The organism is Actinomycetota bacterium (assembly GCA_035536535.1).
Lineage (GTDB): Bacteria > Actinomycetota > JAICYB01 > JAICYB01 > JAICYB01 > DATLNZ01.
Map to the genome: position 1 here is coordinate 13,918 of DATLNZ010000131.1, position 15,740 is coordinate 29,657.

Below are 15,740 nucleotides of genomic sequence, written 5' to 3' on the forward strand. Positions count from 1 at the left end.
GCCGCCTAACCTGATGGAACTGAAAGGTGATTCAGTTTTCAGATGCTAGGTAGGTTACCCGAAGGACGTCAAGGGGGCGCGTCGATGATCCTCAGATCCCGGGCAGTCGCCGTAGTGGCGGTAGTGGCGCTGGCAGGGTCGGCCTGTTCCGCCTCCAGACCGATCTCCAGGGTTACCTCGAAGCGGGGTCCGAAAGCCACGCCGGCCGTCGTCATCGAGACGGCCGCACCGACCGAGGTAGGCGCCATCATCGGTCCGGGGGCCGAGAGACCCACAGGAGCGGCGGAAGGTGCCGCTGCGACCGCCGCGCGAAAGGCGTCCGCGGCGCGGGTGGTCGCGAAGCCCGGAGAGAAGCCCACGGTGACGATTGACCCCGCCACGGGCATCCCGGTGGCCAACCTGTTCAACGCGCAGGAGGACACAGTCGGGATCTCGTCCTCCGAGATCAAGCTCTGCATGCACGCGGCTTTTGCCCTGGGCGATCTTTTCAACAACAAGAAGGAGGACGAGGACGTCTACTGGCGGATGATCAATGCCGAGCAGAACGGCGTCTTCGGCCGGAGGGTGAAGGTCCAGTTCGAGGACGACGCATACTCCCCCGACGTCGCAATCCGTGCCGCCGACTCCTGCAAGGCGAACGGGAACGCGCTGATGATGTCCGGCGTCGGGTTTGACCAGATCCCCCGGGTGCGCGAGTGGGCCGAGACGAACCGGCAGCTGTACTTCCACTCGATGGCGACCGAGGACGGGGCCCAGAACAAGAACTTCTCGTTCGCGATGGCCCCCACCCTGCAGACTGTGGGCCGCCAGATAGCCCAGTTCATCGCCACGAGGCATCCGGGCAAGAAAGTCGCCGTCATCTCGCGGAACAGCCCCAACTGGGACGGCTCGCTCGTCGGCTTCAACGCCGAGATGGCCCGACGAGGCATCAAGGTCGAAGCCACGCACAAGACCAACAACGGGGACGACTACAACGTGGTCATCGACGACCTCAAGGTCAAGTGTCCCGCCTCGCAGTGCGTGCTGTTCTCAAATGAGAACGTCATCAACTTCGCGAAGATGTACCAGCAGGCGGAGAACGCGCCTCACAACTACAGGCCGCGGTGGTTCAACTACGGCTTCCAGCTCACCAACGACACGATCGGGGAGAGCACCGCCTCGGCTCCCGCCGTGCAGACGTGGTGGCCCACCCCCGCCTTCGATCTGAACAACACGACGGGCCAGCCCTGGTTCGGCGAGATCCAGGCGATGAAGGCCGCATACGACAAGCACTGCAAGAGCCCGTGCGACAAGAGCTCCTCGGAGCTCAACGACGTCGATTGGATGTTCTGGCTGGGGTGGAAGTCCCTGCACAAGCTGCTGACGGACTGCGGCAAGGACTGCACCCGCAACAAGATCGCAGGAATCCTCCTGAACGGCTACAGGCCGCGTGTCGACCCGCTCTGCGAGGCGGACTTCTCTCGCGGCACCAGGCACTTTGGCGGCCACAAGACGAACATCTACGAGGCCGTCCGCGGCGGTAGGACCCCCACGGGCCAGCCGGGCGCGCTTTGGAAGCAGATCGAGACGTGCCAGGAAGGTTTCTGATGCCCGCCTCACCAGTCTCGCGGGTCACCGCCCCCGCCGACGCCCTGACCAAGGGCGAGCGCACCAAACTCAGGCTGCTCGAGGCGGCCGAGGAGATCTTCGGCCGGGACGGCTACCACGCGGCGTCCATTGCCGACCTGACGCGCGAAGCGGAAGTGGCCATGGGGACGTTCTACGTCTACTTCACTTCAAAGCAGGAGTGCCTCATAGAACTGGTAAACGCGCGGGGCCACGAACTCCGGACGGAGCTGCGGGAGGCCACCCAGGGACTCGCGTCGCGCGCCGAGATCGAACGAGCCGGTTTTGCGACGTTCCTGGCGTGGGTCCGGCGCCATCCGGACATCTACCGCGTGGTGCGCAACGCGGAGTTCGTGGACCGCGAGGTGTTCCGGCAGTGGTACCGGAAGCTCGGCCAGTCCTACGTCCGGGGCCTCAGGCAGTCGATGGACGCCGGTAACATCGACCACGCCGACCCAGAGGCCCTGGCCTACTGCCTGATGGCGGTGGCGGACTTCACGGGAATGCGCTGGGTGCTGTGGGAGGACGGCGCACAGGTGCCGAAGCGGGTCTTCGACACCGTCATGCAGTTCGTGCTGCGCGGGCTCGGCGCCGAGCCCGCCGACGGCGACTGTGCGAAGGGCAACGGCCGCTCCAACGGTGCGCGGCTGCAGCAGCGGGAGCGGGCGAGTGGCAACGGCGCGCAACGGCGACGTTGAGCTGAGCTACGAGGTGGCGGGGGCCGGGCCCCCGCTCCTGCTCATCGCCGGGTGGGGGCAGGGCAGCTGGGCCTGGTACCGGCAGGTGCCCGACCTCAGCCGCGACTACACCGTGATCACGTTCGACCACCGGGGCGTAGGCGGCTCCTCCAAGGTGACAACGACCTACACAGCAGACGACATGGCAATGGACGTCGACTCGGTGATGGAAGCCGCGGGGGCGGAATCGGCTCACGTGGTGGGCATCTCGCTCGGAGGGATCGTCGCGATGGCCCTGGCTTCGGACCGGCCGGAGCGCGTCCTGTCTCTCGTGGTGATGGCTTCGCCCTTTCCCGGTCCGGGATCGGTCCCTTATCCGGAGGAGACCCTGGCCGCCGTCCTCGACCCGATGCCGGACCTGACGCCCGAGCAGCGGCTGCGGAAGGTCCTGCCCTACTCGCTCAGCCCGGGATGGTCCGAAGCCCACCCGGACGAGTTCGACGACCTGCTCGCGCGGCGGCTGTCCAACCTCCCGGACCCGGCGTCGCTTGTCGCCCAGTCCACGGTCGCCGGTCGCACGGACCTGACGGATCGGTTGCGGTCGATAACCGCACCCACGTTGGTCTGTCACGGGACCCAGGACCAGTTCGTCCCGTGTGAAAACGCCAAGCTCATCGCCGACGCCATCCCCGGAGCGCGGGTCGCGCTGTGCCCGGGGGCCGGGCACGTGATGGGTGTCGAACAGCCGGAATGGGTGAACGCCCGGATACCGGAGCACTGCAGGTGAGCGCTGCGGTCCCGGTGGGGATCCGCGGAATCGAGCGGTACGAGCCGGCCGGGGTCCAGACGGCGGCCCAGATCGCCGACGCAGCGGGGCTGGACGAGCAGCTCCTGATCGAGAAGTTCGGCCTCACCTCCAAGCACGTCGCTGCCCCGGACGAGCACGTGTCCGACATGTGCGTGGGCGCAGGGCGCCGCCTGCTCGAGCTGCAGGAGCTGGACGCAGCCTCACTGGACGCCGTCGTGTACTTCGGCTCGTACTGGAAGGACTACGAGGTCTGGAGCGCCTCGCCGCACATCCAGCACCGGCTGGGCGCCGTTAACGCATTCGCGCTGGAGCTGATCAACGTGAGCGCCGGCGCCCCCGTGGCCCTGAAGGTGGTGCGGGACATGATGCGGTCCGACGACCGGCTGCGGCGGGTCCTTCTGGTGGGGGCCGCTCGCGAAGGGTCGCTCATCGACTACGGGAACTCCAGGTCGAGGTTCATGTTCAACTTCGGCGCCGGCGGTGTGGCCGTCCTGCTCGAGAGGGGATTGGATCGCAACGAGGTCCTTGAGTCGAGCATTCTCACCGACGGCCGCTTCTCGCTAGACGTCCGCGTCCCGGCGGGGGGCTCGGTGCACCCCGCATCCCACGAGACGGTGGACTCGAAAATGCACTTCCTGGACGTCGCCGACCCGCCCCACATGAAGGAGTTGCTGGACCCGATCACCGTCCCCAACTTCCTGCAGGTCGCGACCGACGCCATCGAGAGGTCCGGTCACTCAGTCTCCGATCTGGGCTTCCTGGCCACGATCCACGTCAAGCGCTCGCTGCACGAGACGTTGCTGGCCAAGCTCGGGCTCACGTCGGAGAGGTCGTGGTACCTGCACGACTGGGGACACATGAGCGCAATCGACCCGTTCATCGCCTTGTCACTCGCGCAAGATGACGGACATCTCAGCGACGGCGACCTCGTCTGCATCCTGGCGGCGGGGACCGGCTACACGTGGGCCGCCACCTGCCTGCGGTGGGGAAGCCGTGCATCCGGCTGAGTCGGTCCCCAATTTCCCGTACGAGTCCATAGGGTTCTGGGCCCGCCGGCGCGCCGACCTCACGCCCTGGAGGGTGGCCGTCGAGTGCTACGGCCGGCAGACCACGTACCAGCAGCTGAATGACCGGACGAACTCCAAGGCCGCCGCTCTGGTGGAACACGGAGTCGCCAAAGGGGACCGGGTCGCGGTTCTGGCGCGCAACAGCGTCGAGTACCTCGAGGTTTTCTTCGCCTGCGCGAAGCTCGGGGCCGTGATCGTCCCGGTGAACTGGCGGCTGGCACAGCCGGAGATCGACTACATCCTGCAAGACTCCGCAGCGAAGCTGGTCCTGACCGACGAGGACCTTCGGACGCTGGGGGACGGTCCGGGGGCCGAGCCGCAGGTCCTGGTCAGGGCCGAGGACCCGCTGATGATCATGTACACGTCCGGCACGACCGGACGCCCCAAGGGAGCCGTGCTCACCCACGGCAACTTCTTCTGGACCAACCTCAACATGCTCGTGTCGCTGGACGTCGTCTCCACCGACCGGTCCCTGATGGTCCTGCCCATGTTTCACATCGGCGGCTGGAACGTGAACACGCTGGTCCTGCTGTGGAAGGGGGCCACGGTCCTGCTAGAACCGGCATTCGACGCCGACGCCGCGCTGGAAGCGATCGAGCGGAAAGGCGTCACCTGGATGATGGGCGTCCCGGCCGTGTATCTGTTCCTGCGCGAGCACCCGCGTTTCGAGGACGCCGACCTGTCGGGCCTGCGCTTCGTCGTCTGCGGCGGCGCCCCGGCCCCCCTTTCGCTGATCGAAGCCTACGAGTCGCGGGGGGTCAGGTTCATCCAGGGCTACGGCTTGACGGAGGCCGCCCCGAACGCGCTGTGTCTGCCGGCCGAGATGTCCCGGGAGAAGCTGGGTTCCGCCGGGAGGCCGTACTTCTACACCGACGTCCGTCTCGCGGATGAGAGCAGCGAGATCCAGCTGCGGGGACCTTCGGTGATGTCCGGCTACCACGGGCTGCCGGAGGCGACCTCGCAGGTGCTGGCGGATGGGTGGCTGCGGACGGGCGACGTCGGACGAGTGGACGACGAGGGCTACGTCTACGTAGTGGACCGCCTGAAGGACATGATCATCACCGGCGGCGAGAACGTGTACCCCGCCGAGGTCGAGGACGTCCTACACGCGCATCCCGGCGTCGTCGAGGCGGCCGTGGTGGGAGTGCCCGACGAACGTTGGGGCGAATCGGTCAAGGCATTCGTCGCGGTCAGGCAAGGAACAGGGCCGCGGGAGGCCGAACTGATCTCCTGGTGCCGCGAGAGGCTCGCGGGGTTCAAGTGCCCGAAGCAGATCGAGTTCCTCGAGGCGCTCCCCCGGACGGCCTCCGGCAAGGTGGCCAAGATGCAGTTGCGTGGTGAGCGTGGTGAGCGTGAGGAGGCGAAGTCGAAGTGAGACGGTGGACGGCGCTTCTGGCGTCCGTGCTGGTCGCCGCGGCGGCGGCCCCGGCATCCGCTCACACGGCGGCCGGGCACATGCGTCCGGCGGCCGAGGCCGCCAACCACCTCCCGGCGGACTTCGCCTCCCTGACGGACTCGGAGTGGACCGATTGGCGAATCGGGGGCATCGGAGGCGGCGCGCCCCGGACATCCCACACCCCCGTCGTGTTCGTCCACGGCAACAACACCGACGCCGCCACGTGGTACCCGGTAATCAGCCAGCTCAAGGCCGAGTTCGGGTACAGCTCGGGCGACCTCTGGGCGCTTTCGTACAACGGCGTCGGCTGCACCAACGACGGCGGACTGCTCACCCGCAACAACGGTCCTTACGCACAGGACCGCGCGCGCAGCATCGGGTGCGTGGTCACCGGCAACGGCCAGAACGTCGCCGACCTCGCCGCCTTCGTCGCCGGGGTCCGGCGCTACACGGGCTCGGAGAAGGTGATGCTCGTCGGACACTCGCTGGGCGTGACGGTGGCCCGCAGGACGATGTTCGAGGTGCCGGAGGTCCGGGAAGCCGTGGCGGGTTTTGTCGGCATCGCCGGGTCGAATCACGGGACCAGCTTCTGTCCGCCCGGGTCGGAGACGACGGTCGAGTCCTGCAACGAGATCGCCGCCGGCACCGAGTGGCTCCGCGAGATGAACCAGCCGGACGAGGCCCCCGGACCGACGCGCTGGATGACCGTCTACGACGGGACCGGAGTCGGAGATCCCGCCTTCGCCGGACCCACCTACGCGCAGTCTCCGCGCCTGGAGGGAGCCGCCAACTGCGAGTACCCCGGCTTCTACCACAACGACCTTCGGGTGGATCCCCGGATCGTCCGCGACTATGCGGCGTTTCTGGCCGCGGTGGAGGCCGGCTCCGCCTTCACCTGCCCGGTCCCCTACGCGCCGGCGCCGTAAGGCTCAGATCATCGCGGTGATGCCGTTGGTCTCCAGGAAGTCGTCGGTCAGGTAGAAGACCTCGCGCGTCATCGCTCTGGTCTTGCGGCTGAAGATCGCGGCCAGCTGCCGGCGCCCGTCGGCGTAGTTCAGGAACACCTTGACCGTGGATGCGTCGACCCAGATCTCGTTCCACGAGGGCGGCGTGATGCCGCGCACGCGCTTGGTGGTAGCCGTCCCGGAGTTGCAGATGAGCAGTCCGTTGACGCCCCAGAAGTAGGGAACGTGCTTGTGTCCCGACAGCACGATGTCCACGTCGAGGCGGTCCAGCTCGGCCAGCAGGTCCCCGGCGTCGGTAATGATGTTGCGCTCGCGTCCGGTCCCCGGGATGGACACGAGGTGGTGATGAATGACGAAGACCTTCAGATCGTCCGGGTGCATGAACTGCTCCCGGATCCAGGGGTACCGTTCGCGCCCGATGTGGCCCTCGTCCAGGTCGGGGCCGGAGGAGTCGACGCCCACCACCGTCAGCCCCGTCGTCTGCAGTCGCTCGGCCCGCTCGCCCGAGAACTCAAACCGGCACCGGGAGAAGCGCTCCCCGAACAGCCGGTGGAAGTGGACGTACCCGACGTTGCGCGAGTCGTGGTTGCCGGGGATGACGATCTTCGGGTGCCCTATCCGCTCGAGCCACCCGGCTGCCTCCTCGAACTCCCATTCGTAGCCGGCCGTCGTGAGGTCCCCGGCCACGACGACGATGTCGGGGTCGATCTGCCCGATCCTTTCGATGATCGACTGCATCAGGGCTTCCTGGAAGGTGGGCGTCCCGCAGTGGATGTCGCTGATCTGGACGATGCGAATCGGCATGTCCGTGTTGGGCAAACGATCCTCCCTTTGCCGCGGGCGAGGCACGTAGGATAGCCGTCATGGCCAGACCGATCTCCCACAGCCTCATGCTGGCCCTGCGGGGCTGTCCGGAGTTCGCGTCGCTGTCGGATTCCGAGCTTCTGGACGTCGTCGGCATGTCGGCGAACCTGCGCTGGAAGGCCGGCCAGGTCGTCTTCGAGAAGGACTCGGCCGCCGACGGGCTGTACATCGTGCTGAACGGGCGCGTTCAGATCTTCGACGCCGACGACGCGGACAGGCCGGTGGTCGCGGAGGCCGGTCCCGGCGAGTCGTTCGGTGAGCTGTCCCTGCTGCTGCACACCACGCACACGCTGGGCGCCCGGGCGGTCGAGGACACCGAGTTGATGGTGGTCACCAAGTCGTGCTTCCAGGAGCTCATGGCGACGCACCCTGACCTCGCGAAGCACTTCCGGCGCAAGCTGTCCGAGCGCCTGCCGGGCCTCAAGTCCGGCTGACCCGGCCGCTACCGCGTCTCGACCACCGACGTCAGCTCGTCGCGCGGCACGACCCGGATCGTGCGGGTCGTCCGCAGCGTCTCCAGCATCCTGCGGTCGTGGGTCACGAGCAGAAGCGTCCCCTCAAAGTCCTCCAAGGCCTGCTCGATCTGCTCGATGGCAGGCAGGTCGAGGTGATTCGTGGGCTCGTCCATCACCAGGCAGTTCATACCTGAGACCGAAACCAGGCCCAGCACCGCCCGCGTGCGCTCCCCGGGGGACAGAGAGCCTCCGGGCCGCGTCACGTGGGAGGCCCCCAACCCGAGCTTTGCCAGCATGGACCGGGCCTCCTGCGGCACCAGATCAGACCGCCTGGAGAACTCGTCGAGCAGGCTCTCGTCGCCGGCGAAGGCCCCTCGGTGCTGGTCCATCTCCCCGACGACGACTCCGGGGCCCATCCACCGGGCACCCGCATCGAGCTCCGTGCGACCGAGCAGCGCATGGAGCAGCGTCGTCTTGCCGCTGCCGTTGGGGCCGATGATGGCCACGCGCTCCCCCCACGTGACCTCAAGGTCCAGGGGGCCGAGGGTGAACGATCCCCGGCGGACGACCGCCTGCTCCAGACGCGCCACGACGTTGCCGCTTCGCGTGACGGCTTCGAGCGAAAGCCGCAGCCTCCAGGCCTCGAACGGCTTGTCCACCGGGTCCAGCCGGTCGAGGCGCTTTTCCAGCGACTTGACCTTCGATGCCTGCTTCTCGCTGCTCTCGATCCGCGCCGTGCGGACGTGCTTGTCCGGCTCGCTTTTGTCAGCGCGGGCCTTGCGGGCCCCCTTCTCCGCCCACTGGCGGACGCGTCGCACCCGCTGCTCCAGCTCGGACCGTTGGGAGACGAACTGCTCGTAGTCCTCGTACTGGTGGCGCAGCGCCGTCGCACGGTGCTCCAGGTAGGCGGAGTAACCGCCGGAGTACTCCACCGCCCGGTGGGTCCCTTCCTCCAGCTCGAGGATCCGCGAGACCGTCCTCTCCAGAAAGGCGCGGTCGTGCGAGACCACCACGACCCCCGCGGGAACCTCGGACACGAACCTTTCGAGCAGGTCCAGCGCCTCGAAGTCCAGGTTGTTGGTGGGCTCGTCCAGAAGCAGGACGTCGAAACGCGACAGCAGGACCGCCGCCAGCTCGGCCCGCGCGGCCTGGCCCCCGGACAGCGCCCTCACCGGAAGCCGCAGCCTGTCCGCCGGCAATCCGAGTTCGCCCAGGACGGCCTCCGCTCGCGGCTCGAAGTCCCCGCCGCCGAGGGCGATGAACCGGTCCAGCGCCTCGGAGTAGTCCCCGGCCAGGGACTCATCGTTCTCCATCGCCAGGGCCAGCCGGTCCACCTCGGCCTCCGCGACGGCCACTCCCGTCTTCTGCGCGAGAAGCTCGAGCAGGGTCAGTCCTCGAGGCAGGTCGGGCTCCTGGGCCAGATACCCGACCGACAGCGTGGCCGGCGACCGCAGAGTCCGCCCCGAGTCCGGCTTCTCCACTCCGGCCAGGATCCGCAGCAGCGTCGACTTGCCTACGCCGTTCGGACCCACCACTCCGATTCTGTCTCCGGACGCTACCGTCAGGTCTACCTGGTCCAGGACGACCTGGGCTCCGTGGGACTTGGTGACGCCGGACGCATTCAGCGTGCCGGACGAAGTATGGGACTGGTAGCGCATGCTCGATCTCCGCGTGGGGGCCGCGGCTGGCGGCCGTGGATGAGGGAACTTGAGCGGGAGACCTAGACGAGCATGCCTGGTGAACCTCCGGGTCGTGGTCGCACGATTATGACGCAATGACGATCAAAGGGCGCCGGATATCGGTCATCGGATCGTCGGGGGCCGGCAAAACGACGGTCGGGCGACGGATCGCGCAGCTCCTGAACCTCCCTTTCATCGAGATGGACGAGATCCGCCACGGGCCGAACTGGAGCGAGATCCCGAATAACGCGTTCCGTCTCGCCATCGCCGACCGCGTCATCGGGGACGAGTGGGTTGTGGATGGCAACTACGCGAGCATCGTCCGGGAGGCCGTCTGGTCCCGGGCGGACACCGTCGTCTGGCTGGATCTGGACCGCCCGCTGGTCATGTGGCAGGTGATCAGCAGGTCGCTCAGCCGGGCGGCGTGGCGTGGCGAGCTCTGGAGCGGGAATCGGGAGCAGTTCCGCCGGTGGATCCGGCCGGATCACCCGATCCGGTGGGCCTGGTCTGCTCACGCTTCGAAGAGGACGCGAGATCAGGCGCAACTGACGGACCCACGGTGGGTCCATCTGGAAGTCGTGCGACTTCGGACGAGAGCCGACGTCAGGACCTTCCTCGCCGCGCTGGAAGGTCAGGCGGGAAACCGCAGCGTCTGATCCCGCTCGGGGCCCACCGAGACGATCCCGATCCGGACCCCCGTCTCCTGCTCCAGGAACTCCAGGTATGCCCGGGCCTCCTTCGGCAGCTCGTCGACGTTGGACGCTCTGGAGATGTCCTCGTCCCACCCGGGCATCCTCGTGTACACCGGCTGGCAGTTGTGAAACACGGTCTGGTGGTACGGGAACTCGCGGTAGGTGCGGTCCAGGTGCGTGTACTCGGTGCACACCGGCAGCTCGACGTAACCGCTGAGGATGTCCAGCTTCGTGATCACCAGTTCGGAGAAACCGTTGAGCCTGTCGGCGTATCGCAGCAGGACGGCGTCAAACCACCCGGGACGGCGTCCGCGTCCGGTCCTGGTTCCGTACTCGGCCGCCTTTTCGCGCATGATCTCGCCTTCCGGCTCTTCGAGCTCCGTCGGGAACGGACCCGCACCGACCCGGGTGACGTACGCCTTGGCGACACCGATGACGCGGGTGATGTCCCTCGGTGCGATCCCGGCTCCCACGCAGGCGCCGCCGGCCACGGGGTTCGAAGACGTGACAAAGGGATAGGTCCCGTGGTCGAGGTCGAGCATCGTCGCCTGGGCTCCCTCCAGCAGGACATGGCGTCCGCCGGCGATGGCCTCGTGGACGAGCAGGGTCGTGTCGGTGATGTACGGCTTAAGTCTCTCCGCGTAGCCCTTGTACTCCGCGACGATGTCGGCAGCCTTGATCGGAAGCGCGTTGTAGATCTTGGCCAGGATCGCGTTCTTCTCCTTGAGGACCACGTCCAGCTTCTCGGCGAAGATCTTCGGGTCGAGCAGGTCCTGGACCCGCAGCCCCACGCGGGCGTTTTTGTCCGCGTAGGCGAAGCCGATGCCGCGGCGTGTGGTCCCGAGCCGGTTGCGGCCGAGGTATCGCTCGTTCACCTTGTCCAGAGCCAGGTGGTACGGCATCACCAGGTGGGCGTTTGCCGACACGCGCAGACGGTCGCAGGACACACCCGCGCCCTCCAGCTCCCCGATCTCCTCGAGCAGCCGCTGGGGGTTCACGACCACGCCGTTGCCGATCACGGGCGTGATGTGCCGGTGCAGGACGCCCGACGGGATGATGCTCAGCTTGTAGACGGAGTCGCCGACCATGATCGTGTGGCCGGCGTTGTCGCCGCCCTGGTAGCGGACGACCATCTCCACGTCCGGCGCGAGCAGGTCGGTGACCTTGCCCTTGCCTTCGTCGCCCCATTGGGCCCCCACGACCACCGTCACGGGCACGCGTCATCACTCCTTCCGCGGGGGGGTGGCGTAGCGACGCCGAAAGGAGGTCCCTTTCGGAGATGTTACCGCCTCACGCGCGCAGTGGCGCAGGCAGGGGGTCTCAGGCAGGACGGGGCTCTTTCCGGCGGTAACGCCACCGTGACGGGCGCAGGACATTGTTGGGACCGCGGTCACCCGAGCGGGGGACTTCCGTACCGAGACCCCTGGCAAGTGGGCAGGACATTCCTTCCGCGCTCACCGGAGGAACCATTCATGGGCAACAGAAGGTCTCGCATCAGGCGTGGCGGACATGGTTCGCTGCGCGCTCTCTCGATCGTCTTCATCGTCCTGGCGCTGCTCGCCGTGGGATGCGGACGCGACCGCAGCCAGCGCGTAAGGCGGACCCCCCGCACCAGCCCGTCCGCGTCCGTGGAGGCCCTGGAGTCGCCGGCAGACTCGCCGGCAACGAGCGCCTCGCCGGCTGCCTCGGTGCGGCCGATGCCGAAGCCCAGAGCCACAGTCAAGCCGAAGGCGAAGCTGGCTGCCGGTCTGAAGTCCCCGGCCCCCGTTCCTTCGGGCGGCGGCTCCGGGCCTGGCACGGGGCCCGCTGGAACTCCGCCTCCCGCCGCTCCTACGCCGGCGCCCCCGGCGGCGCAGACCCGGTTCATGCACCGGGCGGTCCCGACGAATATCACCGACAACTACACGGTCATCGACCATGAGGCGTCCAACGGGAACCCGAACGCGATCGTGTACGCGACGCAGGTTTGGAACCCGGGCGGCGGCGCGGGCATCTACAACAACAAGTCGATCGGGGTCTGGTACACATCCGGGTTCTGGGCGATCTTCAACGAAGACGGCTCGGCCATGCCCAACGGCGCCGCATTCAGCGTGGACATCCGGATCCCGGGCGCCTCGACGTTCGTGCACCAGGCGGCAGCGGCGAACATCGACGGGGGCACGACGTTCCTGGATCACGAGAGCGTCAACGGCAACGCCAACGCCGTGCTGATCGTGACCCAGAACTGGAACCCGGGCGGGAGCACCAACGGCGTCTACAACAACTCTGCCATCGGCGTCTACATCCGTCCTGACGGCAAGTGGGCGATCCTCAACGAAGACCTCACCGTGATGCCCGAGGGGGCATCATTCAACGTCCAGGTCCACACCGCCGGGGACAAAGTGCTGGTTCACAAGTCGTCCAGTTCCAACGTCGTGGGCAACACGACGTGGTTCGAAAGTCCCGCCTCCGGTGACTCCGACGCGCTGCTGTTCGTGACGCAGAACTGGAATCCCGGTGGCAGCCCCGACGGCGTCTACAACGACAAGCACGTCGGAGTGACGATCCGCGAGGACGGCAAGTGGGCCGTGTTCAACGAAGACGAGTCCGGGATGGCTCACGGGGCGGGCTTCAACATCAGGATCGTCTAGCGGGTGACCGGGGCGGACCGCACCCCCCCGCGGCCGCCCCGTTAGCCCTCCGTTAACAGCGGGTTCATCCGGCTGATACCGCCTGAACCTATCCTGGCTGTGAATGCGAGCTCGCGCCTGGCGCATCGCCGTCTACGTCTGGGCCCTGTGTATGTTCTGCGCCGGGTCCGCGGTTCTGGCCCCGTCGTGGGTACTCCCGCTGGTCGTCGTCCTGTCTGTCGCGGGGGCAGGGGGACTTGCGTGGTGGGTCCACCGCTCCGTGCTGGAGCCCGCCGCTTACCTAACCCGGACGATGAAGCCGAACGCCGAGCCGCAGCCCCTTTCCAGGACCGTCGAGGTGGTTGCCTCCGAGTACAGGGACATGCTCGAGCGCCTGGCGGCGGCCTCCCGTGCGACGTCCAGCCGGGAAACCGCGTTGCGGCACGCGGGCGAGGGGTTCGTGGTGCTCGACGAGCAGGCTCGCACCGAGTACGCCAATCCCGCCGCGCGGACGCTGCTGCCGAACATCGAAGCCGGACGCCGCCTTGGACAGCCGGACCTGGAGCGAATCGTCGCCCTGAGCGACACCACGGGCCGGCACCTCACGGAGGAGCTCACGGTCAGGACTCCCGAAGCCCGCCACGTCACCGCGCGGTGTGTCCCCCTGGAGTCGGGAGGGTCCTTGCTTCTCATCGCCGATCGCGACGAGGCACACCGCCTGGACAGGGTGCGACGCGACTTTGTCGCCAATGTGTCCCACGAGCTCAAGACCCCGGTCGCCTCAATGCGGGCGCTGGCGGAGGTGGCCGCCATGGCCATCGACGATGGGGAACTGGGGCGCGCGGCGGGATTCGTCCTGCGCCTGGAGCGCGAGGCGCAGCGCCTCGGAGACCTCGTCACCGACCTGCTGGACCTGTCGCGCGTGGAAGCGGGTCAGCTGCTGTCCAAGGACGAGATCGACGTGCGGGCGGTGCTCGAGGAGTCGGCGGAACGGTGCCGGCCGATCGCCGACGTCAAGGGAGTGTCGATGCGGATCGAGGGAGGCGCCGCCTGGGTGCAGGCCGACCGCGCCCAGCTCGGTATGGCGCTCCAGAACCTGGTCGAAAACGCGGTTCGCTACTCCGACCACGGCACCGTGTCCCTGCGCGTCGAAGGCGGCCCGGACTGGACGTCCGTGGTGGTGTCCGACGAAGGCATCGGCATCCCGGCCGACGAGCTGCCCCGCATCTTCGAACGCTTTTACCGCGTCGACCGGGCCCGGTCCCGGGCGACCGGGGGGACGGGTCTTGGCCTGTCGATCGTCCGGCACGTGGCTGAGAACCACGGGGGGCGCGTAGAGGTCAGAAGTGAGCTCGGTCTGGGGTCGGAGTTCACGCTGCTCATCCCGTCGGCGTCCGCCGGTCCGGCCGCGCCCCCGCGGGCAGGCGGCAACGGATCGGGGCCGGCAGCGTGACCCGGGTCCTGATCGTGGAGGACGAGCCGTCGCTGGCGGAGACCGTCGCCTACGGACTGGAGCGCGAAGGCTTTGAGTGCACCGTGGTAACCGACGGCGCCAAAGCGGTCGAGTACGTTCGCGCCTGGCGGCCTGACGTCGTCCTGCTGGACATCATGCTGCCCGGTATGTCGGGGATGGACGTCTGCCGCACGATCCGCAGGGCCGGCCCCACGCCCATCATCATGGTCACGGCCAAAGACGCCGAGACCGACCGGGTGCTCGGTCTGGAGCTCGGCGCCGACGACTACGTCACCAAGCCCTTTTCGATGCGCGAGCTCGTCGCCCGGGTCCGGGCGGTGATGCGCAGGACCGCCGGTGAGGGCGGTGCGACGCCTCCCGCGCCCACCACCGTGGAGGCCGGTCCGGTCCGCCTGGACGTCGAACGCCACGAGGTGAAGGTGCGGGGCCGCGTGGTCGACCTGCCCCCAAAGGAGTTCGCCCTGCTCGAGTGCCTCATCCGAAAGCCCGGCAAGCTGATGACGCGCGAGAGCCTTATAGCGCAGGTCTGGGGCCAGGACTACTTCGGAGACACCAGGACCCTTGACGTCCACGTCAAGCGCCTGCGATCCAAGCTCGAGGACGACCCCCACAACCCGGTCCACATCCGCACCGTACGGGGACTGGGCTACAAGTTCGAGCCCTGAGCCGTATTCACGGTCCGTTAACACTGCCGCCCGCCCTCATTCAACCCGGCCGCACTACCTTGTGCGGACAGATGGTTCCAAGCCACCCGAAAGGAGAGTGGATGTCGAAGTTCCAGCTCGCGGCCTTGGCGCTGGCAGCCCTGCTGGGGTCGGCCTGCGGTGGAGGCAGGAGCAACGACGGCGGTCCTTCGGGCACCGTCTCCATCGACGGATCCAGCACCGTCTTTCCCATCAGCGAGGCAATCGCCGAGGAGTTCATGGGGGAGCATCCCCGGGTCCGGGTGTCCGTTGGCCAGTCCGGCACCGGCGGGGGATTCAAGAAGTTCTGCAATTCAGAGACCGACATCTCCGACGCCTCCCGGCCGATCAACTCCGACGAAAAGGCGCTGTGCGCACAGAAGTCGATCGAGCCCGTGGAGCTGCAGGTCGCGATCGACGGGCTGTCAATAGTGGTCAACAAGGCCAACGACTTCGTGAAGTGCATGACCGTGGCTGAGCTGAAGAAGGCCTGGGAGCCGGGCAGCACCGTCAAGACGTGGAAGGACATCAACCCGCAATACCCGGCCCAACCGATCAAGTTCTACGCGCCGGGCGCCGACTCCGGGACGTTCGACTACTTCACCGAGGAAGTCGTCGGCAAAGCCGACTCGCTGCGACAAGGACCGGAGGTTCAGACCAGCGAGGACGACAAGATCCTGGTCAACGGCGTTAAGGGAGACCGTTACTCGATGGGCTTCTTCGGCTATGCCTACTTCAAGGAGAGTCGCAACGACCTCAAGGCAGT

15 protein-coding genes are annotated in these 15,740 nt (G+C 67.4%); 12 read left to right on the forward strand and 3 right to left on the reverse strand.

All coding sequences use genetic code 11. The features are described 5' to 3' along the window. Positions 1 to 84: 84 nt before the first annotated feature. From VNE62_08995 to VNE62_09020, 6 genes are read left to right on the forward strand one after another with little or no spacing between them, the layout of a single operon-like run. Complete coding sequence (locus VNE62_08995; GenBank protein HVE92416.1) at positions 85 to 1,587, forward strand: ABC transporter substrate-binding protein; 1,503 nt, start codon at positions 85 to 87, stop codon at positions 1,585 to 1,587. After that, the gene (locus VNE62_09000) at positions 1,587 to 2,303 is read left to right on the forward strand and encodes a TetR/AcrR family transcriptional regulator (GenBank protein HVE92417.1); all 717 of its coding nucleotides are present in this window, start codon (positions 1,587 to 1,589) and stop codon (positions 2,301 to 2,303) included. Before VNE62_08995 ends, VNE62_09000 begins: the two co-directional genes overlap by 1 nt. Next, entirely contained in the window at positions 2,275 to 3,069 is a 795-nt protein-coding gene (locus tag VNE62_09005; protein ID HVE92418.1) for an alpha/beta fold hydrolase, read from the forward strand. The genes VNE62_09000 and VNE62_09005 overlap by 29 nt, the downstream gene beginning before the upstream one ends. After that, the gene (locus VNE62_09010) at positions 3,066 to 4,097 is read left to right on the forward strand and encodes a 3-oxoacyl-ACP synthase (protein ID HVE92419.1); all 1,032 of its coding nucleotides are present in this window, start codon (positions 3,066 to 3,068) and stop codon (positions 4,095 to 4,097) included. The genes VNE62_09005 and VNE62_09010 overlap by 4 nt, the downstream gene beginning before the upstream one ends. Continuing rightward, a complete protein-coding gene (locus VNE62_09015; protein ID HVE92420.1) occupies positions 4,084 to 5,532 on the forward strand; it encodes a long-chain fatty acid--CoA ligase in 1,449 nt (482 codons plus the stop codon). The genes VNE62_09010 and VNE62_09015 overlap by 14 nt, the downstream gene beginning before the upstream one ends. Next, positions 5,529 to 6,479: an alpha/beta fold hydrolase gene (locus tag VNE62_09020; protein ID HVE92421.1), complete on the forward strand. Its 951-nt coding sequence runs from the start codon at positions 5,529 to 5,531 to the stop codon at positions 6,477 to 6,479. Before VNE62_09015 ends, VNE62_09020 begins: the two co-directional genes overlap by 4 nt. A gap of 3 nt (positions 6,480 to 6,482) precedes the next feature. Here the strand turns inward: VNE62_09020 and VNE62_09025 are convergent, their stop codons facing one another. Further along, positions 6,483 to 7,337, reverse strand: a complete 855-nt coding sequence (locus tag VNE62_09025; GenBank protein HVE92422.1) for a metallophosphoesterase — start codon at positions 7,335 to 7,337, stop codon at positions 6,483 to 6,485. Between the two features lie 44 nt (positions 7,338 to 7,381). On the opposite strand from VNE62_09025, the gene VNE62_09030 reads away from it, so the two are divergent. Further along, entirely contained in the window at positions 7,382 to 7,816 is a 435-nt protein-coding gene (locus tag VNE62_09030; protein HVE92423.1) for a cyclic nucleotide-binding domain-containing protein, read from the forward strand. An 8-nt stretch (positions 7,817 to 7,824) separates the two neighbouring features. On the opposite strand, the gene VNE62_09035 is transcribed toward VNE62_09030, so the two are convergent. After that, positions 7,825 to 9,495 (reverse strand): ABC-F family ATP-binding cassette domain-containing protein, encoded by a 1,671-nt coding sequence (locus tag VNE62_09035; protein HVE92424.1) that lies wholly within the window; start codon positions 9,493 to 9,495, stop codon positions 7,825 to 7,827. A 116-nt stretch (positions 9,496 to 9,611) separates the two neighbouring features. Here VNE62_09035 and VNE62_09040 point away from each other — a divergent pair, with 116 nt between their 5' ends. Beyond that, on the forward strand, positions 9,612 to 10,172 hold the full coding sequence (locus VNE62_09040) for a shikimate kinase (GenBank protein ID HVE92425.1): 561 nt from the start codon (positions 9,612 to 9,614) through the stop codon (positions 10,170 to 10,172). Here the strand turns inward: VNE62_09040 and VNE62_09045 are convergent. Next, positions 10,148 to 11,425: an adenylosuccinate synthase gene (locus VNE62_09045; protein ID HVE92426.1), complete on the reverse strand. Its 1,278-nt coding sequence runs from the start codon at positions 11,423 to 11,425 to the stop codon at positions 10,148 to 10,150. The two genes, VNE62_09040 and VNE62_09045, sit on opposite strands and share 25 nt — an antisense overlap. A gap of 255 nt (positions 11,426 to 11,680) precedes the next feature. Between VNE62_09045 and VNE62_09050 the strand changes: the two genes are divergently transcribed. From VNE62_09050 to VNE62_09065, 4 genes are all read left to right on the forward strand, one after another. Then, positions 11,681 to 12,838, forward strand: coding sequence for a hypothetical protein (locus VNE62_09050; GenBank protein HVE92427.1), 1,158 nt, complete (start codon positions 11,681 to 11,683; stop codon positions 12,836 to 12,838). A 103-nt stretch (positions 12,839 to 12,941) separates the two neighbouring features. Then, the gene (locus VNE62_09055) at positions 12,942 to 14,270 is read left to right on the forward strand and encodes an ATP-binding protein (protein HVE92428.1); all 1,329 of its coding nucleotides are present in this window, start codon (positions 12,942 to 12,944) and stop codon (positions 14,268 to 14,270) included. Then, positions 14,267 to 14,956, forward strand: coding sequence for a response regulator transcription factor (locus VNE62_09060; protein HVE92429.1), 690 nt, complete (start codon positions 14,267 to 14,269; stop codon positions 14,954 to 14,956). The genes VNE62_09055 and VNE62_09060 overlap by 4 nt, the downstream gene beginning before the upstream one ends. A 101-nt stretch (positions 14,957 to 15,057) precedes the next feature. Next, positions 15,058 to 15,740, forward strand: a 683-nt coding sequence (locus VNE62_09065) for a PstS family phosphate ABC transporter substrate-binding protein (protein HVE92430.1), incomplete at its 3' end; no start/stop codon positions are given.

Bases quoted from the DNA above. Each gene is read 5' to 3' on its own strand.
- VNE62_09055 (HVE92428.1), top strand. From the start codon at position 12,942: ATGCGAGCTCGCGCCTGGCGCATCGCCGTCTACGTCTGGGCCCTGTGT.
- VNE62_08995 (HVE92416.1), top strand. From the start codon at position 85: ATGATCCTCAGATCCCGGGCAGTCGCCGTAGTGGCGGTAGTGGCGCTG.
- VNE62_09030 (HVE92423.1), top strand. From the start codon at position 7,382: ATGGCCAGACCGATCTCCCACAGCCTCATGCTGGCCCTGCGGGGCTGT.
- VNE62_09000 (HVE92417.1), top strand. From the start codon at position 1,587: ATGCCCGCCTCACCAGTCTCGCGGGTCACCGCCCCCGCCGACGCCCTG.
- VNE62_09040 (HVE92425.1), top strand. From the start codon at position 9,612: ATGACGATCAAAGGGCGCCGGATATCGGTCATCGGATCGTCGGGGGCC.
- VNE62_09035 (HVE92424.1), bottom strand. From the start codon at position 9,495: ATGCGCTACCAGTCCCATACTTCGTCCGGCACGCTGAATGCGTCCGGC.
- VNE62_09050 (HVE92427.1), top strand. From the start codon at position 11,681: ATGGGCAACAGAAGGTCTCGCATCAGGCGTGGCGGACATGGTTCGCTG.